The sequence below is a fragment of the Pseudomonas sp. PGPR N4 genome, from assembly GCF_059693665.1.
The window spans coordinates 354580-381466 of record NZ_JCAUKV010000004.1; the positions used below are offsets into that span (position 1 = coordinate 354580).

The 26887-nt window shown below is 62.8% G+C and carries 23 protein-coding genes; 8 read left to right on the top strand and 15 right to left on the bottom strand.

What is annotated here, in order from left to right; translation table 11 throughout:
* Positions 1 to 3: 3 nt before the first annotated feature.
* The 5 genes from lysA to AC58X1_RS18355 are packed head-to-tail and all read left to right on the top strand — an operon-like array spanning position 4 to position 4401.
* Entirely contained in the window at positions 4 to 1251 is a 1248-nt protein-coding gene (lysA, locus tag AC58X1_RS18335) for a diaminopimelate decarboxylase (protein WP_150571421.1), read from the top strand.
* A gap of 4 nt (positions 1252 to 1255) precedes the next feature.
* Positions 1256 to 2086, top strand: a complete 831-nt coding sequence (gene dapF, locus AC58X1_RS18340; RefSeq protein WP_101322640.1) for a diaminopimelate epimerase — start codon at positions 1256 to 1258, stop codon at positions 2084 to 2086.
* A 13-nt stretch (positions 2087 to 2099) separates the two neighbouring features.
* Positions 2100 to 2810: a DUF484 family protein gene (locus AC58X1_RS18345; RefSeq protein WP_101322641.1), complete on the top strand. Its 711-nt coding sequence runs from the start codon at positions 2100 to 2102 to the stop codon at positions 2808 to 2810.
* Positions 2810 to 3709 (top strand): tyrosine recombinase XerC, encoded by a 900-nt coding sequence (gene xerC / locus AC58X1_RS18350; RefSeq protein ID WP_101322642.1) that lies wholly within the window; start codon positions 2810 to 2812, stop codon positions 3707 to 3709. The genes AC58X1_RS18345 and xerC overlap by 1 nt, the downstream gene beginning before the upstream one ends.
* On the top strand, positions 3706 to 4401 hold the full coding sequence (locus AC58X1_RS18355; protein ID WP_150571423.1) for an HAD family hydrolase: 696 nt from the start codon (positions 3706 to 3708) through the stop codon (positions 4399 to 4401). Before xerC ends, AC58X1_RS18355 begins: the two co-directional genes overlap by 4 nt.
* 54 nt (positions 4402 to 4455) lie before the next feature.
* On the opposite strand, the gene sutA is transcribed toward AC58X1_RS18355, so the two are convergent.
* From sutA to glnK, 3 genes are all read right to left on the bottom strand, one after another.
* Entirely contained in the window at positions 4456 to 4779 is a 324-nt protein-coding gene (sutA, locus tag AC58X1_RS18360; protein WP_101322644.1) for a dormancy-specific transcriptional regulator SutA, read from the bottom strand.
* Between the two features lie 428 nt (positions 4780 to 5207).
* Entirely contained in the window at positions 5208 to 6530 is a 1323-nt protein-coding gene (locus AC58X1_RS18365) for an ammonium transporter (protein WP_101322645.1), read from the bottom strand.
* A gap of 48 nt (positions 6531 to 6578) precedes the next feature.
* Positions 6579 to 6917, bottom strand: coding sequence for a P-II family nitrogen regulator (glnK, locus tag AC58X1_RS18370; RefSeq protein WP_002555808.1), 339 nt, complete (start codon positions 6915 to 6917; stop codon positions 6579 to 6581).
* 404 nt (positions 6918 to 7321) lie between these two features.
* Here glnK and AC58X1_RS18375 point away from each other — a divergent pair, with 404 nt between their 5' ends.
* Together AC58X1_RS18375 and AC58X1_RS18380 are read left to right on the top strand one after the other, a co-directional pair.
* Positions 7322 to 7621, top strand: a complete 300-nt coding sequence (locus AC58X1_RS18375) for an accessory factor UbiK family protein (RefSeq protein ID WP_497429275.1) — start codon at positions 7322 to 7324, stop codon at positions 7619 to 7621.
* Between the two features lie 110 nt (positions 7622 to 7731).
* Positions 7732 to 9219, top strand: coding sequence for a YifB family Mg chelatase-like AAA ATPase (locus AC58X1_RS18380; RefSeq protein ID WP_188036882.1), 1488 nt, complete (start codon positions 7732 to 7734; stop codon positions 9217 to 9219).
* Positions 9220 to 9239: 20 nt separating this feature from the next.
* Here the strand turns inward: AC58X1_RS18380 and AC58X1_RS18385 are convergent, their stop codons facing one another.
* The 6 genes from AC58X1_RS18385 to AC58X1_RS18410 form a co-directional block, all read right to left on the bottom strand.
* Positions 9240 to 10658: an efflux transporter outer membrane subunit gene (locus tag AC58X1_RS18385; RefSeq protein WP_497429276.1), complete on the bottom strand. Its 1419-nt coding sequence runs from the start codon at positions 10656 to 10658 to the stop codon at positions 9240 to 9242.
* Positions 10655 to 11530, bottom strand: a complete 876-nt coding sequence (locus AC58X1_RS18390; RefSeq protein ID WP_150571428.1) for an efflux RND transporter periplasmic adaptor subunit — start codon at positions 11528 to 11530, stop codon at positions 10655 to 10657. The genes AC58X1_RS18385 and AC58X1_RS18390 overlap by 4 nt, the downstream gene beginning before the upstream one ends.
* Positions 11527 to 11739 (bottom strand): DUF1656 domain-containing protein, encoded by a 213-nt coding sequence (locus AC58X1_RS18395; RefSeq protein WP_101322650.1) that lies wholly within the window; start codon positions 11737 to 11739, stop codon positions 11527 to 11529. Before AC58X1_RS18395 ends, AC58X1_RS18390 begins: the two co-directional genes overlap by 4 nt.
* The gene (locus tag AC58X1_RS18400; protein ID WP_497429277.1) at positions 11736 to 13823 is read right to left on the bottom strand and encodes an FUSC family protein; all 2088 of its coding nucleotides are present in this window, start codon (positions 13821 to 13823) and stop codon (positions 11736 to 11738) included. The genes AC58X1_RS18395 and AC58X1_RS18400 overlap by 4 nt, the downstream gene beginning before the upstream one ends.
* The gene (locus tag AC58X1_RS18405; RefSeq protein WP_150571430.1) at positions 13820 to 14272 is read right to left on the bottom strand and encodes a MarR family winged helix-turn-helix transcriptional regulator; all 453 of its coding nucleotides are present in this window, start codon (positions 14270 to 14272) and stop codon (positions 13820 to 13822) included. The genes AC58X1_RS18400 and AC58X1_RS18405 overlap by 4 nt, the downstream gene beginning before the upstream one ends.
* A gap of 112 nt (positions 14273 to 14384) precedes the next feature.
* A complete protein-coding gene (locus AC58X1_RS18410) occupies positions 14385 to 15197 on the bottom strand; it encodes a tetratricopeptide repeat protein (protein ID WP_220632799.1) in 813 nt (270 codons plus the stop codon).
* A 205-nt stretch (positions 15198 to 15402) separates the two neighbouring features.
* On the opposite strand from AC58X1_RS18410, the gene AC58X1_RS18415 reads away from it, so the two are divergent.
* Positions 15403 to 15960 carry a WYL domain-containing protein gene (locus AC58X1_RS18415; protein ID WP_497429278.1) on the top strand — a complete coding sequence of 186 codons (558 nt, stop codon included), beginning with the start codon at positions 15403 to 15405 and terminating at the stop codon, positions 15958 to 15960.
* A 22-nt stretch (positions 15961 to 15982) separates the two neighbouring features.
* On the opposite strand, the gene AC58X1_RS18420 is transcribed toward AC58X1_RS18415, so the two are convergent.
* The 6 genes from AC58X1_RS18420 to AC58X1_RS18445 all read right to left on the bottom strand — a co-directional run.
* Positions 15983 to 16846 carry an ABC transporter permease gene (locus AC58X1_RS18420; protein WP_101322655.1) on the bottom strand — a complete coding sequence of 288 codons (864 nt, stop codon included), beginning with the start codon at positions 16844 to 16846 and terminating at the stop codon, positions 15983 to 15985.
* Positions 16847 to 16859: 13 nt separating this feature from the next.
* A complete protein-coding gene (locus AC58X1_RS18425) occupies positions 16860 to 17723 on the bottom strand; it encodes an ABC transporter ATP-binding protein (RefSeq protein WP_497429279.1) in 864 nt (287 codons plus the stop codon).
* 6 nt (positions 17724 to 17729) lie between these two features.
* Positions 17730 to 18749 carry an ABC transporter substrate-binding protein gene (locus tag AC58X1_RS18430; RefSeq protein WP_447731755.1) on the bottom strand — a complete coding sequence of 340 codons (1020 nt, stop codon included), beginning with the start codon at positions 18747 to 18749 and terminating at the stop codon, positions 17730 to 17732.
* Positions 18750 to 18767: 18 nt separating this feature from the next.
* Positions 18768 to 19667, bottom strand: coding sequence for a TauD/TfdA dioxygenase family protein (locus AC58X1_RS18435; protein WP_497429280.1), 900 nt, complete (start codon positions 19665 to 19667; stop codon positions 18768 to 18770).
* A gap of 183 nt (positions 19668 to 19850) precedes the next feature.
* Positions 19851 to 20192 (bottom strand): tryptophan synthase subunit beta, encoded by a 342-nt coding sequence (locus AC58X1_RS18440; protein WP_101323136.1) that lies wholly within the window; start codon positions 20190 to 20192, stop codon positions 19851 to 19853.
* A gap of 166 nt (positions 20193 to 20358) precedes the next feature.
* A partial coding sequence (locus tag AC58X1_RS18445) for an immunoglobulin-like domain-containing protein (protein ID WP_497429281.1) occupies positions 20359 to 26887 on the bottom strand: 6529 nt, incomplete at its 5' end.

Below are 26887 nucleotides of genomic sequence, written 5' to 3' on the forward strand. Positions count from 1 at the left end.
CCAATGGACGCTTTCAACTACCGCGACGGCCAGCTGTTCGCGGAAGGCGTGGCCCTGTCGGCCATTGCTGAACAGTTCGGCACCCCGACCTACGTCTACTCGCGTGCCCACATCGAGGCGCAGTACCGCAGCTATGCCGATGCCCTACAAGGCGTCGAGCACCTGGTGTGCTTTGCGGTCAAGGCCAACTCCAACATTGGTGTGCTGAATGTGCTGGCCCGTCTGGGCGCAGGTTTCGACATCGTCTCCGGCGGCGAGCTGGAGCGCGTGCTGGCCGCTGGCGGGCGCGCCGACCGCGTGGTCTTCTCCGGCGTCGGCAAAACCCGCGAAGACATGCGCCGTGCGCTGGAAGTGGGCGTGCACTGCTTCAACGTCGAGTCCACCGATGAGCTCGAGCGCCTGCAGGTCGTGGCTGCCGAGATGGGCAAAGTGGCGCCGGTGTCGCTGCGGGTCAACCCGGATGTCGATGCTGGCACCCACCCGTACATCTCCACCGGCCTCAAGGAAAACAAGTTCGGTATCGCCATTGCCGATGCCGAAGAAGTCTATGTGCGCGCCGCACAGTTGCCGAACTTGGAAGTGGTCGGCGTCGACTGCCATATCGGCTCGCAGCTGACCACGCTGGAGCCGTTCCTCGATGCCCTTGACCGCCTGCTGGTACTGGTCGACCGCCTCGGCGAGTGTGGCATCCTGTTGCGCCACCTGGACCTGGGCGGCGGTATCGGTGTGCGTTACTGCGACGAACAGCCGCCATCGGCCGGTGAATACGTCAAGGCCATCCGCGAGCGCGTTGGCGATCGCGACCTGGCCCTGGTGTTCGAGCCCGGCCGCTACATCGTGGCCAACGCCGGCGTCCTGCTGACCCGCGTCGAGTACCTCAAGCACACCGAGCACAAAGACTTCGCTGTGGTCGATGCAGCCATGAACGACCTGATCCGCCCGGCCCTGTACCAGGCCTGGATGGGTGTCAGTGCCGTGCAGCCGCGTGCCGGTGATGGTCGTGCCTACGATATCGTCGGGCCGATCTGCGAGACCGGCGACTTCCTCGCCAAGGACCGCACGCTGAACCTGGCCGAGGGCGATCTGCTGGCCGTCGAGTCGGCGGGCGCCTATGGTTTTGTCATGAGCTCGAACTACAACACCCGCGGTCGTTGCGCCGAGGTGCTGGTCGACGCTGACCAGGCCTTCGAAGTGCGCCGTCGCGAGACCGTCGCCGAACTGTTCGCCGGCGAAAGCCTGCTGCCGGAGTGAACCCATGCTGCTGCGTTTTACCAAAATGCACGGCCTGGGCAACGACTTCATGGTCCTCGACCTGGTCAGCCAGCACGCGCACATCCAGCCCAAGCACGCCAAGCAATGGGGTGATCGGCACACCGGTATCGGTTTCGACCAGTTGCTGATCGTCGAAGCACCGAACAATCCGGACGTGGACTTCCGCTACCGGATCTTCAATGCCGATGGCTCCGAGGTCGAGCAGTGCGGCAACGGTGCGCGCTGCTTTGCGCGCTTCGTGCTGGACAAGCGTCTGACCGCGAAAAAGCTCATCCGCGTCGAAACCAAAGGCGGCATCATCGAGCTGGACGTGCGCAACGACGGCCAGATCTGCGTCGACATGGGCCCGCCGCGGCTGGACCCGGAGCAGATCCCGTTCCAGGCTGCCGAGCAGGCGCTGAGCTACGCGCTGGAAGTCGACGGCCAGAACTACTCGATTGCCGCCGTTTCGATGGGCAACCCTCACTCCGTGCTGCGCGTCGACGATGTCCTGACCGCACCGGTGCACGAGCTGGGGCCGAAGATCGAACACCACCCGCGCTTCCCGCAGCGGGTCAACGCCGGCTTTATCCAGATTGTCGACCGCCACCGCGCCAACCTGCGGGTATGGGAACGTGGCGCCGGTGAAACCCAAGCCTGCGGTACCGGCGCCTGCGCCGCTGCCGTGGCCGCTATCAGCCAGGGCTGGATGGATTCGCCCGTGTCCATCGACCTGCCAGGCGGGCGCCTGAGCATCGAGTGGGCAGGCCCCGGCCAACCGGTATTGATGACCGGCCCTGCCGTGCGCGTCTATGAAGGACAGGTTCGCCTCTAACCGAGTAAGCGCCATGACCGATCAGCCACAGGTTTTACCCGAACAGGCCACCGACCTCGATGCCGAGGCGGTGGTTGCCTACCTGCGTGCGCACCCGGCGTTTTTTGCCGAGCACGACGAACTGCTGCTCGAACAGCAGATCCCGCACCAGCGCGGCGACAGCGTGTCGCTGGTGGAGCGCCAGCTGAAGCTGTTGCGCGACCGTAATATCGAGATGCGCCATCGCTTGTCGCAACTGATGGACGTCGCCCGCGACAACGACCGGCTGTTCGACAAGACCCGCCGGCTGATCCTCGACCTGCTCGATGCCAGCAGCCTGGAAGAAGTGGTGATGGCCGTCGAAGACAGCCTGCGCCAGGAATTCAAAGTGCCCTTCGTCAGCCTGATCCTGTTTGGTGAAAACGCCACACCGGTCGGCCGCTGGGTCAGCAATGCCGAGGCGCAACAGGCCATCGGCGCCCTGCTGGGCAGCGGCAAGACGGTCAGCGGCAACCTGCGTGAGCACGAGCTGGCGTTCCTGTTTGGCGAAGAGCAACGCAAGGACGTCGGCTCCAGCGCGGTGGCCACCCTGGAATATCAGGGCCTGCATGGCGTGCTGGCGATCGGCAGCCACGACCCGCAGCACTACAAGAGCAGCGTCGGTACGTTGTTCCTCAGCTACATCGCTGAAGTGCTTGGCCGGGTGGTTCCACGGCTCACCCAGACCCTGCGACCGGTGCGCTGATGGAGCGCCAGCTGGAGGCTTATTGCGCGCATCTGCGCAATGAGCGCCAGGTATCGCCGCACACCCAGCAAGCGTACCGTCGCGACCTGGAGAAAGTCCTCGAATACTGCGGTGCCCAAGGCATTACCAACTGGGGCGCACTGCACATCCAGCAACTGCGCCAGTTGGTTGCCCGCCAGCATCATCACGGGCAGTCCTCGCGCAGCATCGCCCGGCTGCTCTCGGCGGTGCGCGGGCTGTACCGCTACCTGAACCGCGAAGGCCTCTGCGAGCACGACCCGGCCAATGGCCTGGCGCCGCCCAAGGGCGAGCGCCGCCTGCCCAAGGCGTTGGATGCCGACCGCGCTTTGCAACTGCTGGACGGTGGCGTCGACGACGACTTCATTGCCCGCCGCGACCAGGCCATTCTCGAGCTGTTCTATTCCTCTGGTTTGCGCTTGTCCGAGCTGACCAACCTCGATCTCGAGCACCTCGACCTCGCCGACGGCCTAGTGCAGGTGCAGGGCAAGGGCAGCAAGACCCGCGTGCTGCCGGTCGGCCGCAAGGCCCGCGAGGCGCTGCAGGAGTGGCTCAAGCTGCGCGGCATCAGTGCGCCGCAGGACAACGCGGTGTTTGTCAGCCGCCAGGGCCGGCGACTCGGCCCGCGAGCCATTCAGTTACGGGTCAAGGCGGCCGGCGAGCGCGAGCTGGGCCAGCACCTGCACCCGCACATGCTTCGCCATTCCTTCGCCAGCCATATGCTGGAATCGTCCCAGGACCTGCGGGCGGTGCAGGAGATGCTCGGCCATGCCGACATCAGCACCACACAGATCTATACCCACCTGGACTTCCAGCACCTGGCAGCGGTCTACGACAGCGCCCATCCCCGGGCCAAACGCAGCAAGGGCAACGACTCATGAGCATCCAGCTGATCACCTTCGACCTCGACGATACCTTGTGGGACACCGCGCCAGTGATCCTCAGCGCCGAGACCGTGCTGCGCGACTGGCTCGAAGCCAACGCCCCGCGCCTGGGCGGCGTGGCAGTCGAGCACCTGTACGCCATCCGTGAACGCCTGGTGCAAGCCGAGCCCGGCCTGAAGCACCGCATCAGCGCCCTGCGTCGGCGCGTACTCAACCACGCCCTGCGTGACGTCGGCTACAGCGACCAGCAAGCGCAGCAATTGGCCAACGAAGGCTTCGAGGTGTTTTTACACGCGCGTAATCAGGTCGAGGTGTTCCCTGAAGTGCAACCGGTGCTGGAGATCCTGCGCCAGCGCTACACCCTGGGTGTGGTCACCAATGGCAACGCCGACGTCGCCCGCATTGGCCTGGCCGATTACTTCAAGTTTGCCCTGTGCGCCGAGGACCTTGGCATCGGCAAGCCGGACCCGGCGCCGTTTCTTGAGGCCTTGAAGCGCGGTGATGCGCCGGCTGAAGCCGCAGTGCACGTTGGCGATCACCCTGGCGACGATATCGCCGGGGCCCAGCGGGCCGGCCTGCGCGCGGTATGGTTCAACCCACAGGGTAAGGCCTGGACCGGCGATAAAGCGCCTGATGCGCAGATTCAGCGGCTGTCGCAGCTGCCTGAAGTACTCGCCCGCTGGCGCTGAACAGCAGCCACAAAAAAGCCCGCAGCGACGGCGGGCTTTTTTGCAGACAACCACTCAGATAGGGCGGCTGCCGTACTTGTTGTCGGGCTTCTTGGGCGGATCGGCGACCACATTGGCCTCCACTTCCTGCACCTTGCCACCGCGATTCAAGAACTCTTCCATGGCACGGGCCAGGGCGTCGCGCTCTTTCTGCTTGGCCTCCATGCTCGGCATGTCGTCTACCGTCACGGCAGCCTTGGACTTGCCTTTGGCAGCAGGTACCGGGGTGTCGTCGCCAGCGTCTTCGACGCCGTCATCGGCAGCAGCCTCAAGACCTTCATCAGCCTCGTCTTCGTCGCCTACTTCGAGGTCGTCAGTTTCCAGATCGTCGTCGCTCATGTTCTACCTCATGGCTTGCGAAAAGCAGGTTGGTTATAGACCAGTGTTGCCGTAGACCGGCAGCCACCAGTGAAAATTCAACTGGCCGTGGGTTTGGCCACTGCCCTTGAGCATGCGCTGCTGGATGAGCAGCGCTACCCTGCAGGCCCTGCTGCTGGCAGAGCCTGACGAAATCCCTGAGCCGGTGCTGGCCATACGATATTGGCAAGCCTAGCAAAGGCTGGAAGAAGCGCGAGATTAACTCTTCAGCACTCTCCGGCGCGCATTCTAGCGTGCTCGCAGAAAAAGCAAAGCTCCATAAACGCACTGCAGGTCGTAAGTTTTTGGCATCCGTCGCGAACGTAACGGATAAACCGTTTGCTCTGCACGAAACTGCGAAATTCAGACAAAAAAATGCCCGGCGAACCGGGCAATTTTTTTCGTCGTGATTACAGGTTGTAACCACGCTCGTTGTGTTGCGCCAGGTCGAGGCCGACCGACTCTTCTTCTTCGGTGACCCGCAGGCCCATCACCATATCCAGCACCTTGAGGATGATGTAGGTGACGATAGCGGTGTAGACCACGGTGAAGATCACGCCCTTGGCCTGAATCCAGAACTGCGCGCCGATGTCGTCCACCGCGCCGAAGCCGCCCAGAGCCGGTGCCGCGAAGATACCGGTGAGCAAGGCGCCGACGATGCCGCCGATACCGTGTACACCGAATGCATCCAGCGAGTCGTCATAGCCCAGCTTGCGTTTGAGGCTGGTGGCGCAGAAGTAGCAGATCACACCCGAGGCCAGGCCGATCACCAGAGCGCCCATCGGGCCCACGGTGCCGGCTGCCGGGGTAATTGCCACCAGGCCTGCCACTACACCCGAAGCGATGCCCAGTGCGCTTGGTTTGCCGTGGAAGATCCACTCGGCGAACATCCAGCCCAGCGCCGCAGCGGCGGTGGCGATCTGGGTGACCAGCATGGCCATGCCGGCGGTGCCGTTGGCAGCTGCGGCGGAGCCTGCGTTGAAGCCGAACCAGCCGATCCACAGCATGGCTGCGCCGATCAGGGTGTAGCCCAGGTTGTGCGGTGCCATTGGCGTGGTTGGGTAGCCTTTACGCTTGCCCAGCACCAGGCAGCAGACCAGGCCCGCGATACCGGCGTTGATGTGCACCACGGTGCCACCAGCGAAGTCGAGTACGCCCCAGTCCCACATCAGTGCGCCGTCGCCGCTCCAGACCATGTGCGCGATAGGCGCATAGACCAGCGTGAACCACACTGCCATGAAGATCAGCATCGCCGAGAACTTCATCCGCTCGGCGAAGGCACCGACGATCAGCGCGGGAGTGATGATGGCGAAGGTCATCTGGAAGGTGATGAACACTGCTTCCGGGAAGGCCGCCGTCAGGCTGGCTGGGGTCACGCCGTTGAGGAAGGCTTTGGAGAAGCCGCCCACGAACGAGCTGAAGTTGAGCACGCCTTTTTCCATACCGGTGGTATCGAAGGCCAGGCTATAGCCGTACACCATCCACAGGATGCTGATCAGGCCGGTGATGGCGAAGCACTGCATCATCACCGAAAGCACGTTCTTGGAGCGGACCATGCCGCCGTAGAACAGGGCCAGACCTGGAATGGTCATGAACAGTACCAACGCCGTCGCAGTGAGCATCCATGCGGTGTCGCCGGAGTTCAGCGTAGGGACAGCTTCCTCGGCCAGCGCGAGGCCTGGCATTGCGAGGGACAATAGGGCGCCTAGCCCTGCGATCTGACGCAGAGTCATGTTGTTTTCTCCTGGGGCGTTGGGTTTGGTGAGGCTTTGTTGTGTCGCTTAGATCGCGTCGGTATCGGTTTCGCCGGTACGGATGCGGATCGCCTGCTCCAGATTGACTACGAAAATCTTGCCGTCACCGATCTTGCCGGTGTTGGCGGCCTTGGTGATGGCCTCGATTACCCGGTCCAGATCCTTGTCGTCGATGGCAACGTCGATCTTCACTTTGGGCAGGAAGTCGACCACGTATTCAGCACCGCGATACAGCTCGGTGTGGCCCTTCTGCCGACCGAAGCCTTTGACTTCAGTGACGGTGATGCCCTGCACGCCGATTTCCGACAGCGACTCGCGAACGTCGTCCAGTTTGAACGGCTTGATGATGGCAGTGACTAGCTTCATGAAACTCTCCCGATTTGGTGGACTTGCCCCAGGAAAACAAACCCGTCTCAAGTCTAAGCGCAGTGCTCGGCTTTGTAACGCATCGTTGGCATGGCTCGGCGTCGATCTCGCAAGTGACGCTGAACAAACGCCTCGCGGCGCGGCCTGCGCACTGCCTGGTCACAAGGACCCGCATCAGTGCATGGCTCGTAAAGGTCATTGCAGAAACCTTGCCAAAACCTGGAAATGCTCGGGAAACAGCGAGTTGCGTGGAATGTTCAGATTGGGCCAGTCGCCATCAGTGAAAACCTGCACGGTTTTGGTGCGCAGGTTATCTCCTGAATGCGCGAAAAGCGTGCGGCAAAGGGCCTTCATACCGGCGTGCTACACTTGGGCTCTTTTTTCGATCAAGCGGACAGCCCACCATGCTCGCGCCCAAAGCATTTCTAGACGCCCTCAGCGGCCAGGCCTCGCGCCTGTTCAACGGTGACACTGCCCAGCCCCGCGCTGAACTGGAAAGCCAGTTCAAGGTGCTTATGCAGGGCGCCTTCAGCAAGCTCGACCTGGTCAGCCGGGAAGAATTCGACAGCCAGATGGTTGTGCTTGCACGCACCCGTGCGCGGCTTGAGGCGCTGGAGAAGCAGGTTGCTGAGCTGGATGCACGGATGAGTGCGGCGCCAGCGGCGCAGGCGGCTGAACCGGCGGCGGATCAAGCGGCTTCCTAAAGGCCCCCTGCAAAACCCAGAAGCACTCTTCCCGAAGCAGCCACACAACACCCCGCTACGCTGATGACGTGCCGCAGGACGCGGCGTTCATCAGCGACTACGGAGTGTCCATGTCCCTCGCCCTTGTTCACAGCCGCGCCCAGGTCGGCGTCGAGGCGCCTGCCGTCAGTGTCGAGACCCATCTCGCCAATGGCCTGCCCACGCTGACGCTGGTCGGCCTGCCGGAAACCACCGTCAAAGAGAGCAAGGACCGGGTGCGCAGCGCCATCGTCAACTCGGGCCTGAACTACCCCGCCCGGCGCATTACCCAGAGCCTCGCCCCTGCCGACCTGCCCAAGGACGGCGGGCGCTACGACCTAGCCATTGCCCTGGGCATTCTGGCGGCCGATGCGCAGGTGCCGGTTGCCCAGCTGAGCGAGATTGAGTGCCTGGGCGAGCTGGCCTTGTCCGGCGCCGTGCGTGCGGTGCAGGGGGTCCTGCCTGCGGCGCTGGCGGCACGCGATGCCGGCCGGGCACTGGTGGTGCCGCGGGACAATGCCGAGGAGGCGAGCCTGGCCAGTGGATTGGTGGTGTATGCGGTTGCCCATCTACAGGAGCTGGTCGCCCACCTCAACGGCCAGGTGCCGTTGGCGCCTTACGCGGCCAATGGGTTGGTGCTGCAGAGCAAGCCTTACCCGGATTTGAGCGAAGTGCAGGGCCAGGTGGCTGCCAAACGGGCGCTGCTGCTGGCGGCGGCGGGTGCCCACAACCTGCTGTTTACCGGCCCGCCAGGCACCGGCAAGACCTTGCTTGCGAGCCGCCTGCCTGGCTTGCTACCGCCGCTGGATGAGCATGAGGCGCTGGAGGTGGCGGCGATTCAATCGGTGAGCGGGCGCACGCCGTTGAGCAGTTGGCCGCAGCGGCCGTTCCGACATCCGCATCACTCGGCCTCCGGGCCGGCCCTGGTCGGTGGCGGCAGTCGGCCACAGCCGGGGGAGATCACCCTCGCCCACCACGGTGTGCTGTTTCTTGATGAACTACCGGAGTTCGAGCGGCGGGTGCTGGAGGTGTTGCGCGAGCCACTGGAGAGCGGCGAGATCGTGGTGGCGCGGGCCAAGGACAAAGTGCGCTTCCCTGCCCGCTTTCAGTTGGTGGCAGCGATGAACCCGTGCCCCTGCGGCTATCTGGGCGACCCCACCGGCCGCTGTCGCTGCAGTACCGAGCTGATCCAGCGTTACCGCAACAAGTTGTCCGGGCCGCTGCTAGATCGGATTGACCTGCATCTGACCGTAGCCCGCGAGAGCACGGTGCTGACCAACCAGCCCAGCGGCGAAACCAGTGCCGGCGTCGCTGCTGTGGTGGCCGAGGCCCGCGAGCGCCAACAACGCCGGCAGGGCTGTGCCAATGCGTTTCTCGACCTCAATGGCCTGCGCCGTTATTGCGGTTTGAGTGCAGAGGACCAGAGCTGGCTGGAGAACGCCTGCGAGCGCCTGACCTTGTCGCTGCGCGCGGCCCATCGGCTGCTCAAGGTAGCGCGGACCTTGGCTGATCTGGAGCAGTTGGACAGCATAGGCCGCGCCCATCTGGCTGAGGCGTTGCAGTACCGGCCAGGTTCGTAGATCAGCTCAGCGTGCCGGCATCACTTGCCGGCTGGGTCTTTCCAGCCACCACCCAACGCCAGAAACACGCTGATCTGCCCCATCGCCACCTGGCTGTTGGCCGCGGCCAGCTGCCCGCGCATGTCGGTGTAGGTGCGGGTCGCCTGCAGGTCCGCCAGGAACGACTCGCGCCCGGCCTGGAAGTAGCGGTGAGTCTGCTCGGCCGCTTGCTGGGCCGAACGTTCGGCCTCGGCCAACGCATCACGGCGGTCGAGCAGTGCGCTGTACTGCGCCAGCCGGGTCTGGGTTTCGCGGATGGCGTTGAGCACCACCCCGTCGAAGTGCGCCAGCGCTGCTTGCGTCGAGGCCTCGGCCTCGCGAATGCGGGCACGGGTGCCGTTGGTGGGGATGGTCCAGCTGACCAGCGGGCCAAAGCCCCAGCGGTTGGTAGACGGCTCGCCGAGGTTGTCGAGGATGCCGATGGTGCCGACCTGAGCGCCGATGCTGATATTCGGGTACAACGCGCCCGTAGCGACACCGATGCTCGCTGTAGCAGCTGCCAACTGGCGTTCGGCCTGGCGCACGTCGGGGCGGCGTTTGAGCAGTGCAGCGCCATCACCCACCGGGATCAGCTGGGCCAGATGCGGCAGCTCGGCGCAATCGGCAGTGCCTGCCGGCAGTTGCTCGACAGGTTTCGCCAGCAGCGCCGCCAGGGTATACAAGCCCGTCTCGCGTTCAGCCTGAAAACGCGGCAACTCAGCGCTCAACGACTTGAGCTGGGTTTGCGAGCGAGTGACCTGGGTTTCATCACCACGGCCGGCATCACGCAGGCGCTGGGTCAGTTGCACGCCTTGCTGTTGCAGGTCCAGCGACTGGCGAGCGATGTGCAGCTCTTCGTTGGCCGAGCACACCTGCGTGTAAGCCTTGACCACGTCGGCCACCAAAGTGATGCGGGCAGTGTCGGCGGCGGCCTGGACGGCGTCGGCGTTGGCCTGGGCGGCTTCGGTGCCGCGCTTGAAGGTGCCCCACAGGTCGAACTGGTAGGAGGCGCTGATGATCGCTTCGCCGATGTTTGCGACCGGGACTTTTTCCGGTTGCAGGAAGGCTTCGCCAGACTCCTGCAGGCGTTGCGCAGCAAGCTTGCCGGAACCCCCAAAGCCGCCCTGCGATTCAGCGACCTCAAGCTGGGCGCGGGCCTTGGCGATGTTGGCTGCCGCCACGCGCAGTTCGCTGTTGCTGGCCAGGGCCTGGCGTACCAGCTGGTTCAGACGCGGGTCCTGGTACAGCTGCCACCAGTCCTCCGGCACCGGTGCCGAGACCACGCTGTCGGCGTCCTGGCGCAGGGCGCCGTTAAGGTCGCTGCGCTGGACCGCAGCGTCCTCTGGTACCTGATAGTCGGGGCCGACCATCTGGCAGGCGCCGAGTGACAGGATCAGGCCAAGCAGCAACAGGCGTTTCATGGGCGCTGGCCCTCGAGGATAGTCACTGTGGCCGTGCGCCCGGCGATCATGCGGAAGTCGGCTGGCACCTGATCGAAGGCAATCCGCACCGGGATGCGCTGGGCCAGGCGTACCCAGCTGAACGCCGGGTTGACGTTGGGCAGCAGGTTGGCGCCGCTGCTACGGTCACGGTCTTCGATGCCGGCGGCAAAGCTTTCGACGTGGCCACGCAGGCGGGTGTCGTCACCCATCACGCGGATGTCGACGGCATCGCCGATATGGATGCCGCCGAGCTTGGTCTCTTCGAAATAACCATCGACGTGGTACGAGCCGCTATCGACCACCGACAGCACTGCACGGCCGGCGGTAACGAACTCATGGGCACGCGGGGCGCGGTCATTGAGGTAGCCGTCGACCGGGCTGCGCACTACCGAGCGATCAAGGTTGAGTTGCGCGCTGTCGACCGCGACCTGAGCCTGATTGACCGCCGAGCGGGCGCGGGCTTCGCGCGATTGGCTTTCTTCCAGTTGCTCGGCCGCGACCAGATTGCCCAGCTTTTTATTGCGGCGGGTTTCGCGGGTGGCTTGGGCGAGGGTTTCCTGACGCTCGCTCAGGGTCGCCTGGGCGTGGCGCAGGGCCAGGCTGAAGCGGTCCTGGTCGATGCTGAAGAGCACGTCGCCGCGCTTGATCACCTGGTTGTCGCGCACCTCGACGCGCTGGATCAGCCCGGACACATCGGGAGCGATCTGGATCACGTCGGCGCGGATATGCCCGTCGCGGGTCCATGGGGCAAACATGTAGTACACCACCATCTGCCAGATCAGCACGGCGGCAAAGGTCACTACCAGCAGGGTCAGGACCACACGGCCCAAGGTCAACAAAGGTTTTTTCATGGCAGCATCAGGCTTCGGCAAAAGTGGTCTACCGCGCCAAGCAGCACGGCATACAGGGCAACGTTGAACAACGCCCGGTGCCAGACCAGGCGGTAGAAATGCAGGCGCACCAGCACAGCGTGCACGCCAAGAAACAGCAGGTAGGTGCCGATCATCATCACCAGTAGCGTGGGCAGGAACACCCCGCTGATATCCAGTTCACCAATCACAGCGGGGCTCCATCGATGCCATCAGGCAGTTGCGCGGGGGCACTGGGCTCAAGCATCACCTCGACACCCGGCAGCAAGGCCAGGCGCAGGCCGCTCAAGGCGTGCAGCAAATGCACGCGGGCATCGCCGCGGTCGTGCAGATCGTCCAGCGCCAGGCTTTGCCGGGCACGTTCCATGTTGCGCAGCAGGGCTGGCGGCGCATGCAGGCGTTCGCCGGCGCGCAGGCACTGGGCGTAGTGGGCGCCGACTTCTTCGATCACCGTTTGCAGCGCCTCGCGTGCTTGCAGGCCAGTCCGCGGCAGGTAGGCCTGTAAGTCCAGCAGGTTCAGGCCCACGCGCAGGTCACGCAGGGCCACGCCGCTGTCCTGGCCAGTCTGCGACAGCCGCGGCAGGTGTTGCATGAGGCGGTCGAGCATCTGCACACCGACTTTGCGCTGCTCAGCCAGCGGCGCTGGCTGGGTGATTTCGACGATGTCGCGCCAGGCAAAACGGGTCAGCCGTTTGGCCGCCAGCTCGACGCCGAACGGGCGCATCAGCAAGGTCCAGATAAACGCGAACAGCAAGCCCACCGGGCCTGCCAGGTTGGCATTGAGGAAGGTGAAGAAGTCGGCATCGTAGGCACCCTGGATGCTGACAAAGGTCGCGGTGTTGACGATGGTCAGCAAGGTCCCGAGGTAGAAGCGCGGCTGCACGGTGAGGGTGCCGACGCAGATGAACGGCACGGCGAAGGCCAGCACCAGCATCGGGAAGTCGTGCAGGTTGGGCAGGACCAGGAACAAGTACAGGCTGGAGAAGATCACCGACAGCATAGTCCAGAAGAAGAACCGGTAGATCTGCGGCGCGGGGTCGTCCATGGCGGCGAAGAAGCTGCAGGCGACCGCGGCGAGGATCACTGCGCTGGCGCCGTCGTGCCAGCCCAGGCCAATCCACAATGCGCAGGCGACGATGATCGCTGTAACCGTAGAGAACACCGAGTAGAGCATCAGCCCACGGTCGAAAAACGGCGTCAGGCGGCCCAGCCGCCAATGCCGGTAGACCGCCCGCCAGGGCGTTGCGTCATCGGTGCGCAAAGCATGTTGCAGGGCGCAGCAGTCCTGCCACAGGTCGACCCATTCGGTCAGTCGGTAAAGCGCGTTGGAGAGCAGCAGTTCGGGCCGCTGATCGAGCGCGGCAGCGCTTGGTTGCCGAGATTCGAGTTTGTCTCTGAGGGTGCGCCAGCGCAGCACCGAAGCATCCTCGGCGCTGCCTTGCAGCCAATCGCGAGCATCGGCCAGCAGCGGCTGAATCAGGTTGAACTGCGCTGGCGCGCGGCCTTCGAGGGCGCGCAGGGCGTCGTCGAGGGCATCAATGACCGGCAGCAGGTGGATCATCCGGCCACGCAGTTCGCGGGCATTCTTCAAGGTATGCGGGCCGGCGCCTTCGTGACCGAGCTGGCCGATCATCAGCTCGAGGCTGTTGAAGGTGGCAACCATCGAGGCGCGCAGGGCGGCGACATTGTCGACCGCGACATCACGGGCCAGGTAGCTGTCGCTGTAGCGGATCGCTTCGGCGAACCAATTGCCGGTAGAACCGACCACCACCGGCGCCAGCCGCCGCGGCCAGAAGATCGCGCCCACCACCGCTGCGCAAACGATGCCCAGGCAGATCTCCTGGGCCCGCGACGAGGCGACGTCGAACACCGCCAGCGGGTCGTCGACTACCGCCAGAGCAATCATCGGCAAGGTATAGCCCGCTAGCATCAGCACGTAGTTGTTGGCGGTGCGCAGGTTCAGCGAGAGGAACAGCAAGGTCCCTGTCCACAGGGCGATGGCCCCCGACAGCAACAACGGCGACTGTACCAGCGGCGGTACCAGCAGGATCGCCCCGCCTGCGCCGAGCAGCGTGCCGAGGGCGCGGTACAGGGCCTTGGAGCTGGTGGGGCCAACGAAAGGGCTGGAGACGATGTACACCGTAGCCATCGCCCAGTACGGGCGCGGCAGCTGCATCAGCAGGGCGATGTACAGGGCGATCATCGACGCGGCAAAGGTGCGCACGCCGTAGAACCAGTCGCGGGCAGGCGGCATCGAGCTGAAGAAGCCGTTCATGCCAGGCCCTCAATGGGCTCTTGAGCGGCGGCTTCGAAGGCTCGGATCACTCGCAGCGAGGCCTCCAGATCAGCCTGGCTGATGCCCTTGAGGATGTCACGCCGCAGACGCACCAGCTCGCCTTCGATCGACTCGGCGAGTACCCGGCCCTCGGCAGTCAGGCTCAGCGCCTTGGCCCGGCGATCGAGCGGATCTTCACTGCGACAGACCAGCCCGGCTCGGCACAGCTGGTCGAGCAGGCGCACCAGTGACGGGCTCTCCAGCCCGGCAGCGTTGGCCACCGCGACCTGATGCACGCCATCGCCCAGGCGCACGATCATCAGCAGCGGCACCGCGCAGGCTTCGGAAATACCATAGCTGGTCAGGGCTGTATGGCAGATACGCCGCCAGTGGCGTGCGCCAACCACCATGCCGCTGCTGACTTGCAGGTGCAGTGAATCGAGTGTCATGGAGTAACCGGAAATATATTCATAGTTTGCTAACTATCAATATACGCCCTGCCCCACCCCCCGCGTCAACCGCCGGCGATGAACTGCGAGGATGAAAGGTTATTCATGCACTTCAGCGCTGAACCTGGTCTTCAAGCTTCATGGTCAAGGCCAGGTTGCTGCCCATCTGGATCGCCTGATCACGCCAACCCTTGTAGCGGGCCATGTTGCGGCTGCTGAAATGCACCGCCAGCTCTTCTGCTGCCTGCATCACCCCGGCGGCTGCCGCCAGCTCCAGCCAGTACAGGGCGGCCTTGATATCGGCCTCGACATACAACCCATGCAGAAAACGATGGCCGACCTCAAACCGACAGCGTGCCTCGCCCAGTTTGGCCCCGCGCATGAACCAGCGCAGCGCCTCGACCGGGTCAACCATCCATTCCTGCTCGGCGTCGCAGACTTCCTCTTCGAACAGGTCGCCCAACGCTGCGGCAGCGTGCAGCAGGCCGCCCTCGAATGCCTGGCGATAGCATTCGGCGGCTTGCTCGTAACACACCGCCACGCCTTTGCCGAAGTAGTGCTGCTGGCCAAGATTGAACCAGGCGGCAGCATTGCCCTGCAGCGCGGCCATGCGCAGCAGATGCCCAGCCAGGAGCGTATCTGCCAGCCAGTACTTGCCGTTGAGCCAGATCCAGCCAAGGTCGTTCAGTGCAGCGATGTTGCCCGCCAGCGCGAGCCGGCGCAGGTCGGCATACACCGCCTGCAGGTCGACGGCTTCATCCAGGCGATTGACCAGGCCAGGGCGCTCGCCCAACTGCCCGCAGTAGCTGGGTAGACCGACACCGGTGAACAGCTGCTGACGCTGGCGCGGAGGAATCGGCACAGGGATTATCCGCGCCGGTAAAAGACGCGCGAGCAGCGAATGGATATTGCTGGCAGCAGACATGTTCATCCTCATTGAACGCTTCACAACCCAACCACAGCCGTGGTGAGGCGTGATTCTGCGGCATGCTACGACGAAACCTGTCGCGAACGATCCGAACCCAGGCAACCAAATGCAGGTTCATTGATCTGAGCGAGGTGTGGCTAATTGCCATGCGCGCCCTGTGCCGCCATTCTGGTGCGGCAAGCCTAGACAAGGACGTTTACCTTTGCCGTTCGCCACTACTCGCGCCACCCTCAGCCGTCAATGGGCCCTGCTACGTCAGCTGCCTAGCCGCTCGCCCGGCATTACCAGCGCCGAGTTGGTCTGGGGGTTGCGTGACGTCGGCTTTATCGTCAGCAAGCGCACGGTCGAGCGCGATCTCAACGAGCTTGCGTTGATCTTCCCGCTTGAGCGCAATGACAAGAGCATCCCGTTTGGCTGGCACTGGTCAGCGGCAGCGGTAAGCGAGCTGCGCGGCAATTTCGATTTGCAGGCGTACCTGCGCGGGGATGCGCTGCAGCCGGTGCTGGGTGATGGCATTGAGCTGCAGGCGTGGATCAGCGATCTGCTCGCTCGGCAGTTGCGTGACGCGCCGTTGACCCCGGACATGCAGTTGACCGCGCTGGAACACGGCCACCGCCTGCGCGCGACGGTCAGCGACGGCTGGCCGCTGCGCTGGTGGCTGCTGAGTCAGGGCGACAGCCTGGTGGTCGAGCTGCCGCAGTCACTGCGTGAGGAAATCGGGCGTACCTTGAGCAGCGCTGCGGCTCAATATCAGGACTGAGCCACAGCGCCTGGCGCAGCCCTTAGCGTTGCATCCCCCAGCGACGCACGGTAACGCGCTCCAGCGTGTTGAACACCAGCCCCTCGACCAGCAAGCCGATCAAGATCACCACCGCCAGCCCGGCAAACACCTTGTCGGTGTACAGCTCGTTGCGGTTCTGGAAAATATACCAACCCAATCCGCCCTTGCCGCTGCTGGCGCCGAATACCAGCTCGGCAGCGATCAGCGTGCGCCAGGCGAACGCCCAGCCAATCTTCAAGCCAGACAGGATCGACGGCAGCGCTGCGGGCACGAGGATGTGTACGACCAGGCGCAGGCCGCGCAGGCCGTAGTTGCGCCCGGCCATGCGCAGGGTTTCGGATACCCCCATGAAGCCTGCGTAGGTATTGAGTGCCAGTGCCCACAGTACCGAGTGCACCAGCACGAAGATCAGGCTGTTGTCGCCCAGGCCGAACCACAGCAGGGCCAATGGCAACAGAGCGATTGCCGGCAGCGGGTTGAACATCGAGGTCAGGCTGCTGAGCAGGTCGCGGCCAAACTGGGTCGATACGGCGAGGCTGGTCAGGCCGAAGGCCAGCACGATGCCCAACAGATAGCCCTTGAGCAGTACCACCAACGAGACGCCGACCTTTTCAGGCAGTTCGCCGCTGAGCAGAGAATCCCACAGTGCCGCAGCCGTCTGCAGGAAGCTGGGCAGCAGCAGGTCGTTGTCGGTATAGCGCGCAGCCAGCTCCCAGGCGACTGCCAGCACCAGCAGAATCACTGTCTTGCGCAGCCAGCCTTGCTGCCACAAGCGTTGGCTTAAGGGTAACTGCCTTTGCAGCGGCACACTGAGCAAAGGCTCCAGCTGCACTTCATATTCCTGGCGAACAGGTGTCGTGGTCATGCCCTGTCTCCCCTCAGTAGGCGATGCGAATGTCGTTGAAGCCCAGCTCGGCGCTGTGTTCAGGCTCTGATGCCTCGTCGAACAGCAGCCGGTGAATACGCCTGGCACTGGCCTGGAAGTCGCTGGCGCCCAGGCTGCCCAGGTGGTACTGGTGGCTGTGCACCTCAGCGCGAACTCGCCCTGGATGCGGCGACAGCAACAAGATGCGGTTGCCGACGATCAGTGCTTCCTCGATTGAATGGGTGACGAACAGCAGGGTGAAACGCACCTCCTCCCACAGCAGCAGCAGCTCTTCCTGCATCTTGCGTCGGGTGAGGGCATCGAGTGCAGCGAACGGCTCGTCCATCAACAGGATCTTCGGCTGGGTGGCCAGCGCACGGGCAATCGCCACCCGCGCTTTCATGCCTCCCGAGAGTGTGTGCGGGTAGGCATCGGCAAACGCAGCCAGGCCAACTTTGTCCAGGTAGTGCAAAGCCCGCTGCTCGGCCTCGTTGCGTTTGAGCTGACCGGATAGCAGCAGCGGGAACATGACGTTCTGCTTCACCGTCTTCCAGGGTGGCAGTTGGTCAAACTCCTGAAACACCACGATGCGATCAGCACCTGGGCCGCGCACCGCTTCGCCCTGCAGACGGATCTGTCCTTCGCTGGGTTCGATAAAGCCGGCAACTGCCTTGAGCAAGGTCGACTTGCCGCAGCCGGAGGGCCCAAGCAGAACGAAACGATCCGCCTGGTCGACCTCGAAGCTGACCTGGTGAGTGGCGCGCACCACCTGCTGCGCGGTGCGATATTCAAGGCTCACGTTATCCACAGTCAGCAATGCCGGCGTAGCGACATGGCTCAGCTTGCTGGCCGCGTGGCCTGGCAATTGGGCGGTCATTGGCGATCAGCTCCCCTGCAGAGGACGAGCGTCCTCGAAGAAATAGTCCTGCCAGGATGCGGGCTTGTTCTTGATCGCGCCGACCCGGTAGAGGAATTCAGCCAACGGGTAGGTGTTTTTCGGCGTGATGGTGAACTCGTACTGCGGGTTGTCGATCAGCCGGATCAGCGCGTCGCGGTCGATCTTGGCCTTGGTCACGCGGATGTAGGTATCGGCTGCGGCCGCCTTGTCGTGCTGAGCAAAATCAGCCGCTTCGGCAAGTGCGGCGACAAAGGCTCTGTAGGTTTTTGGGTTCTCGTTGCGGAATTTTTCGGTGGCAAACAGCAGGGTCGGCGAGTTGGGACCCAGCAAGTCATAGCTGTTGAGGACAATGTGCACGTTCTTGTTGGCCAGCACCTGGTCCTGGAACGGCGGGTTGGAGAAATGCCCGTTCAGTTCCGTGCCGCCAGCCAGCAGGGCTGCGGTGGCATCGGGATGGGGTACCGCGAGGGTGTATTTGTCGAGGCGGTTGTATTCCTTGTCACCCCACTGCTTGGCGGCGGCGTACTGGAGGAAACGCGACTGCACCGAGACGCCCACGGCAGGTACCGCGATGCGGTCTTTCTCGGACAGGTCGGCAATGGTTTTCACATTCGGGTTGCTGCTGACCAGGTAGTACGGGAAGTTGCCCAGCGACGCCACGGCCTTGACGTTCTGCCGGCCTTTGGTCCGGTCCCAGACCGTCAGCAGTGGGCCGACGCCGGCGCCGGCGATATCCACCGAGCCGGACAACAATGCGTCGTTGATCGCCGCCCCCCCTGATAACTGTGCCCAGTCGACCTTGATGTCGAGGCCTTCTTCCTTGCCGTGCTTTTCGATCAGTTGCTGGTCACGCACTACGTTGAGCAGCAGATAGACGATACCGAACTGCTCGGCGATGCGAATCTTGCCTTCGGCATGTGCCGCGACCGGCGCTGCCAGGGTGCCAACGGCCAGGGTCGCGCCCAGGGTGATGCTTGCCGCCAGGCGGCTGATGGATTTGCGCATGGTGAATTCTCTCGGTCGTCAGAACGGGGCATCGCCCTGGATGGTGGTACGGAACAGTTTGCGCCGCAGATGGGCTGGGCAGCCGGCAGCCAGATGGATCAGCGAGCGGTTGTCCCAGAACACCAGATCATGCGGCTGCCACTGATGGCGGTAGATGTTCTGTTCAAGAACACTCAGGGCGTACAGCTGCTGCAGCACATCACGGCTCTCGTCTGCCGGCAGGCCAACGATGCGGGTGGTGAAGCCTTCGCTGACGAACAGCGCCTTGCGGTGGTCTTCCGGATGGGTGCGTACAACCGGGTGGATCACCTCCTGAACCTGCGCGAGCTGCTCGGCAGTAAGGGTCGGGCGCCAGTTGCCTTCAAACTTGGTCTCGGCATACCGCGCTGTATACGAATGCGCGGCATCACGGCCGGAGATGACCTTGCGCAGGGCATCGGGCACGGCGTCCCAGGCTTTGTGCATATCAGCGAACAGGGTATCGCCGCCTTCGCTGGGCAACTCCTGGGCGTGCAGCATCGAACCGAGGCTGGGCAGCGCTTTATAGGAAAGATCGGAGTGCCAGAATTTACCCGCATCGCCCAAGCCAACGTTCTGGCCGTTTTCGACAATGTTGGAAACGATCAGTATCTCTGGATGACCCGGCAGCAGGAACTGTTTGAGCACATGGATCTGCAGCTCGCCGAAGCGTCGGCTGAACGCAATCTGTTGTTCGGGAACGATGCGCTGGTCACGGAAAACCAGCACGTGATGGTCGAGGTGAGCGCGATGGATACGCTGGAAGTCTTCGCTGTTGACCGGCTGAGCCAGGTTCAGGCCGATGACTTCGGCACCGACTGCGCCGGCAAATGGACGAACCTCGAAAGGTTGCGAGGGTGCGCTGTCGTTGCTCGACAAGGCGCTGGAGACGGCTGGCATGTGTCACTCCCACATAGTGCGCGATGCAAAAGGCGCGCAACGATCAGAAACGCACGGGGGACTCCCGTGTGGATTCACATCGTGCGGCGCGCCGATTGGTCGGCAGGTACGCAGTGGAGTGACTATAAAGTCATAAGAACATTATTTTAAATACCGTTAGTGCATATATATATGAACGGCTGCTCAGATCAAACCACCTTCAGGCTCTTCTTCGATCAGGTTACTCAATCCACCCAATGCACGCCGTGCGCTGGAGCGGCTGAGCAACTTGGCCTGAGCGCCGGCCGGCAGGTCGGTAATGCTCAGCACGCCTTTGTTGGTCAGCACTTCGATCAAGTCCTCGAGCACCCGGATCATGTCCAGATCGCTCTGTTTGAGCTGGTTGAGGCTGTTGCCGACAACATCGTCGGCCAGCCAATGCAGGACCTCGACGTGGTCACCCGGCAGGGTTTCGGTATGGCCTTCAAAAGCCTTGGCGTCGACCCGCGACAGGCGCCCATCGGCGTCGCGCTGCACGTAATACAGGCTGTGATCCGTTGTCACGGTGAATCCTTCTGGTTGCGATAGGGGCAGGATAACGCTTGAGGTAGCCCAACACGACTCCGGCCTCGTTGCAGGCAAGCTGCGACGAGGCCGGAATCGAATCAGTGCACAACGCCAGCTGCAGTTGCCTGCTGCTGGCGGGTGAACATCAGCCGTTGTGGTTGTCGACCTTGATCAGCGGATCGGCACCGCTGATCAGCGAGTTGATGGAGCTGTTCGACCAGTTGACGCCCTGCACGGTGATAGTGGTATCGACGTGATTGGTGCCATCTTGAACGTTGAGCTTGCCATCGCTGCTGATCTGCAGAACGGTGTCACCTTGCACGGTGGTCATCTTCAGATAGTTGTCGATGGTGCTGCCCTTCTCGCCCTGGAGCAGTTCGCTGAGGTCGATGCGGTCGCCTTCGGAAGCCTTGAAGTCGGTGATCACATCGTTGCCGGTGTGACCCGCTTTCCAGACGAACAGGTCGGCACCGCTGCCGCCGGTGAGGATGTCGTTACCCTTGCCGCCGATCAGCGTGTCGTTGCCGGCACCGCCGAAGATGTTGTCGTTACCGTCGCCGCCCAGCAGCGTGTCGTTGCCGCTGGTCCACGCCGGTGCCGCCAGGCCAGCTGCGCCTGGGCCGGTACCTTGAATGGTCACGTACAGGTGCGCGGTGTCGGTATCGCCGTCCGGCTGGGTCAGCCTGTAATCGAACTGATCCATGTGGCCGACGCCGTCTTTGCTCGCAGTCGGGGTGTAGGTGTACGAACCGTCTTTGGCGATCACCAGGCTGCCGTACTGACCGTTGACGGTGGTGCCGCCTGTCGGTACATCGACCCAGGCGCCGTTAACTTTGATTGCCAGGGTCGAGACTTCGCCATCGGTGCCCCACGAGTCGTTGGCAGCTACGGTGCCGGTGACCGGGGTTGCAGTCCATTCAACTACTGGGGCGCCAGGTACGGTGACTTTGAAGTCATCGAAGCTGACATTGGCGCTGCCGGTGTAGAAGCTGCTGGTGTCGTCATGCACGGTCAGCTGTACGCGGTACTGAGCGTTTGCTTCGAGCGGATCGGTGGTGATGGTGGAGCTGCCGTTGGCGATCGAACCGCCACCCGCAACGGTCCAGTTGACACCGTCAGTGCTCTTGAGAAGCGTCCAGCTCGCGGTGTCTTTCTCGGTCGAAAGCCAGTAATTCACTGTCGACAGCGAAGCTACCGCCTTGAACGACATCGTCTCGCCGCCCACCGCTTTGTACAGCGGGGTCAGGATCGAGGCATCGCCGTTGCTATTACCGTTGCGATCCGTCAGCACGAGGGTCGGATTGCTGCCGCTGCTGACACTGGCATCCGCCGTGGTGCCGACCACCGAGCTCACCTGCCAGCGGCCGGTATCGGCTGCCGGGTTAGGCGTGTCGCGATCGACTGCGTTCTCGAACCGCCACTGGCTCTTCTCGCCGCTTGTGAAGCTGGCCAAGGTAACGTCGGTTGGCGCGCCCATGACCGTTTTCGAGGTCAGTGTGGCGGTCACGTCGTCGTTGCCAGCGATTGGGTCGCTGCGGTCGTTGACAGTCAGGGTCAGCGACGAGGACGCGGTGTTGCCAGCAGCATCCTTGACCGTGAACTTGACCACTGCCGACAGCGAATCGGCCGTGTCGAAGTTGTCCTTGCCCGAGAAGGTGTAACTGCCATCGGACTTGATCACTACCTTGCCGACATTGCCCAGGTCGAGGGTCTTGGAGTCGGTGGCACTGGTGAACGAGTAAGTAACGCCGTTGTACTCAACCGACGTCAACTTCCAGCCGTTGCTGGCCCAGCCAGCGGTACCGCTGGTGGCGTTGTCGGTGACGTTGCCGGACACCGCGCTGCCGCCAACGCTACCCACCAGCGCCTGAGTCAGGGCGCTGAGCGAGGTATCGACGACCAGTACGTGGTTGTCATTCACACCTTGAGTGATGGAACCGGCGGTTTCACCTGGCTTCCAGCCGATCGGCTCGAGGTAGTTCTTGTCGGTATTGCTCAGCCCGCCGAAGCCCACAGCGAAGGAGTCATTGAAGCCTTTCTGGTCAAGGAAGTTGATCCAGTTGTTTTCATTGGCGCCCTGGCCGCTGGTAGGCGCGCCGTCGGACATGAAGATGTTGACCAGCTTGTTGCCGCCCGGCGGCGGCGCTGTGTAGTTATTGATAACCGTGTTCAGCGCTGTGTTGTAGTAGGTCTGGGTGCCGGCCTTGAGGGCGTCGATGGCCGCGTAGGCGTCATCCAGATTGGTGAACCAGCCGCCGTCTTTACCGGAACTGTGGAAGGTGGCACTGGAGCCGAACGACACGATAAACACCGAATGCACGGTACCGGAGTCGAACAGGTTCTTGACCGCTTCCTTGAGCATCTGCAGGCGCGAGGTATACGGCCCGCTACCATCCGGGTCGCTGCCGCCGTCGCCGTTGCCCTTCGGCCCCATACTGCCCGAGCGGTCGAGGACCAGGACCACATCAGCGCCACCTCCGGTGCCGCTCTCGATGATCGAAGCGCTGCCAGGCGCGGTGATGACCGGGCCTTTGTCGTTGTCGATGATGGTGCCAGTGGCGACGTTCTGGCTGCCCACCGCGAGGTTCTCGAACACCTGATTGGTGTCGTTGACCTGCTTGATGGTGGCGGTCAGCGTCTCGCTGCTTTCGATCTTGGTGTCGTCGAAGGTCTTGACGTTGAACTCGACGCTGCTCTTGCCGCCATTGATGGTCACGCTGGTTGGCAGCGTACCTTCAATGTCGCTGGCATCAGCATTGCCGGACCATTCCAGGTTGACCGAAACCGACTTGCCGGTTGGCACACTGATCGAGTTGCCCGACTTGTCGACCAGCTCGACCTTGTAGGTCAGGTTGCCGCCTTCGTTGACCGAGCCGGTACCGACCATGCTGATCTTGGCGTAGACGGTATCGATGGTGTCGGCGATATCGGCAATCGCGGTTGCGCCGGTTTCGATCTTCTCGTAGTTGCCACCGGTGCCGCTGACCACGGTCGCAACCAGCTTGCTGGCGTCCTTGAAGACGTCTTCGGTGTTCGGATTAGGTACGCTCAGCGTGCCTTGGCCTTGGCTGTTGATCGAGACGTTGTAGTTGCTGGCGCCGACTTTGACGACCAGTACCACTGGGTCGCTGCCAGCCTGCGGCGGCTTGCTCATCTGGAAGTTGAAGATGACGTCGGCGTCAGCTTCAGTCGCAGCTTGCGGCGTGATGATTACGCTGACAGGGGTTTCGGTGTCAGCAATTTGTGCAGTGCCAGTCGCGCCGGTTTCGATCTTCTCGAAGTTACCGCCGGTGCCGCCGGTGACGGTGGCGACCAACTCGCTAGCGTCTTTGTACACGTCTTCGCTGTTCGGGTTCGGGACCTGGATCGAGCCCTTGCCGTTGCTGTCGATGTTGACGGTGTAGTCGGTGCTGCCGATGCGCACGTTCAGTACGACTGGCGCGCTGCCGGCTTGCGGCTTGTCGCTCAGTTCGAAGTTGAAGGTGACTTTGGCATCAGCTTCGGTGGCCGGAACGCCAGTGACCTTAACGGTGACTGGGGTTTCGGTGTCAGCGATTTGTACTGTGCCGGTCGCGCCGGTCGCGATCTTCTCGAAGTTGCCGCCAGTGCCGCCGGTGACGGTGGCGACCAGCTGGCTGGCGTCCTTGTACACGTCTTCGCTGTTCGGGTTCGGGACCTGGATCGAGCCCTTGCCGTTGCTGTCGATGTTGACGGTGTAGTCGGTGCTGCCGATGCGTACGTTCAGGACGACCGGATCGCTGCCAGCCTGAGGCTTGTCGCTCAGCTCGAAGTTGAAGGTGACCTTGGCATCAGCTTCGGTGGCCGCAACGCCGGTGACCTTGACGGTGACAGGGGTCTCGGTGTCAGCGATTTGCGCTGTGCCGGTCGCGCCAGTGGCGATCTTCTCGAAGTTGCCGCCAGTGCCGCCGGTGACGGTGGCGACCAGTTGGCTGGCGTCCTTGTACACGTCTTCGCTGTTCGGGTTCGGGACCTGGATCGAGCCCTTGCCGTTGCTGTCGATGTTGACGGTGTAGTCGGTGCTGCCGATGCGCACGTTCAGTACGACTGGCGCGCTGCCAGCCTGAGGCTTGTCGCTCAGCTCGAAATTGAAGGTGACCTTGGCATCAGCCTCGGTGGCCGGAACGCCGGTCACCTTGACGGTAACAGGGGTCTCGGTGTCAGCGATTTGGGCTGTGCCTGTCGCGCCAGTGGCAATCTTCTCGAAGTTGCCGCCGGTGCCGCCAGTGACGGTGGCGACCAGTTGGCTGGCGTCCTTGTACACGTCTTCGCTGTTCGGGTTCGGGACCTGGATGGAGCCCTTGCCGTTGCTGTCGATGTTAACGGTGTAGTCGGCGCTGCCGATGCGTACGTTCAGAACAACTGGATCGCTGCCGGCCTGAGGCTTGTCGCTCAGCTCGAAGTTGAAGGTGACCTTGGCATCTGCTTCGGTGGCCGGAACGCCGGTGACCTTGACGGTGACTGGGGTCTCCGTGTCAGCGATTTGTGCTGTGCCGGTCGCGCCAGTGGCGATCTTCTCGAAGTTGCCGCCAGTGCCGCCGGTGACGGTGGCGACCAACTGGCTGGCGTCCTTGTACACGTCTTCGCTGTTCGGGTTCGGGACCTGGATCGAGCCTTTGCCGTTGCTATCGATGTTGACGGTGTAGTCGGTGCTGCCGATGCGTACGTTCAGAACAACTGGATCGCTGCCGGCCTGAGGCTTGTCGCTCAGCTCGAAGTTGAAGGTGACCTTGGCATCTGCTTCGGTGGCCGGAACGCCGGTGACCTTGACGGTGACTGGGGTCTCGGTGTCAGCGATTTGCGCTGTGCCGGTCGCGCCAGTGGCGATCTTCTCGAAGTTGCCGCCAGTGCCGCCGGTGACGGTGGCGACCAACTGGCTGGCGTCCTTGTACACGTCTTCGCTGTTCGGGTTCGGGACCTGAATGGAGCCCTTGCCGTTGCTGTCGATGTTGACGGTGTAGTCGGTGCTGCCGATGCGCACGTTCAGTACGACTGGCGCGCTGCCAGCCTGAGGCTTGTCGCTCAGCTCAAAGTTGAAGGTGACCTTGGCATCAGCTTCGGTTGCCGGAACGCCGGTGACCTTGACGGTGACTGGGGTCTCGGTGTCAGCGATTTGTGCTGTGCCGGTCGCGCCAGTGGCGATCTTCTCGAAGTTGCCGCCAGTGCCGCCCGTGACGGTGGCGACCAGTTGGCTGGCGTCCTTGTACACGTCTTCGCTGTTCGGGTTCGGGACCTGGATCGAGCCTTTGCCGTTGCTATCGATGTTGACGGTGTAGTCGGTGCTGCCGATGCGTACGTTCAGGACGACCGGATCGCTGCCAGCCTGAGGCTTGTTACTCAGCTCGAAGTTGAAGGTGACGTTGGCATCGCCTTCTTTCGCCGGTACGCCGGTGACTGTCACAGTCGTGGTATCGATGGTGTCTTCGACGGCAACAGTGGTGGTCGCGCCGGTCAGATCGACGGCTTCGAAGTCACCGCCGTTGACCGCGGTTACAGTCGCGGTGACTTCGCTACCGTCTTTGTACACGTCTTCAACGTTGGTATTCGGGACCGACAAGGTGCCCTTGCCATCAGCGCCAACAGTGACGGTGTAATCAGTGCCACCGACGTTAACGGTCAAGGTAGCAGTGGTACCCGCCTGCGGCGGATTGCTCAGCTGGAAGTTGAAGGTGAGGTTGGCATCCCCTTCTTTCGCAGCTTCAGCAGTGACGGCCACAGTCGTGGTATCGATGGTGTCTTCGACGGCAACAGTGGTGGTCGCGCCAGTCAGGTCGACGGCTTCGAAGTTACCGCCATTGACCGAGGTTACAGTCGCAGTGACTTCACTGCCGTCTTTGTAGACGTCTTCAACGTTGGTGTTCGGGACCTGGAGCGTGCCCTTGCCATCAGCGCCAACTGTGACGGTGTAATCAGTGCCACCGACGTTAACGGTCAAGGTAGCGGTGGTGCCAGGCTGCGGCGGATTGCTCAGCTGGAAGTTGAAGGTGAGGTTCGCATCACCCTCCTTCGCAGCTTCAGCAGTGACGGCCACGGTCGTGGTATCGATGGTGTCTTCGACGGCAACGGTAGTAGTCGCGCCAGTCAGATCGACCGCTTCGAAGTTACCGCCATTGACCGCAGTGACGGTCGCAGTGACTTCGCTGCCGTCTTTGTAGACATCTTCAACGTTGGTGTTCGGGACCGACAAGGTGCCCTTGCCATCAGCGCCAACAGTTACCGTGTAATCAGTGCCACCGACGTTAACGGTCAAGGTAGCAGTGGTACCCGCCTGCGGCGGGTTGCTGAGCTGGAAGTTAAAGGTGAGGTTGGCATCACCCTCCTTCGCTGCTTCAGCAGTGACGGCCACGGTGGTGGTGTCGATGGTGTCTTCGACAGCAACGGTGGTGGTCGCGCCAGTCAGATCGACCGCTTCGAAGTTACCACCGTTAACCGCGGTGACAGTCGCGGTGACTTCGCTGCCATCTTTGTAGACGTCTTCAACGTTGGTATTCGGGACCGACAAGGTGCCCTTGCCATCAGCGCCAACTGTGACGGTGTAATCAGTACCACCGACGTTGACGGTCAAGGTAGCCGTGGTACCCGCCTGCGGCGGATTGCTCAGCTGGAAGTTGAAGGTGAGGTTCGCGTCGCCTTCTTTCGCAGCTTCCGCAGTGACG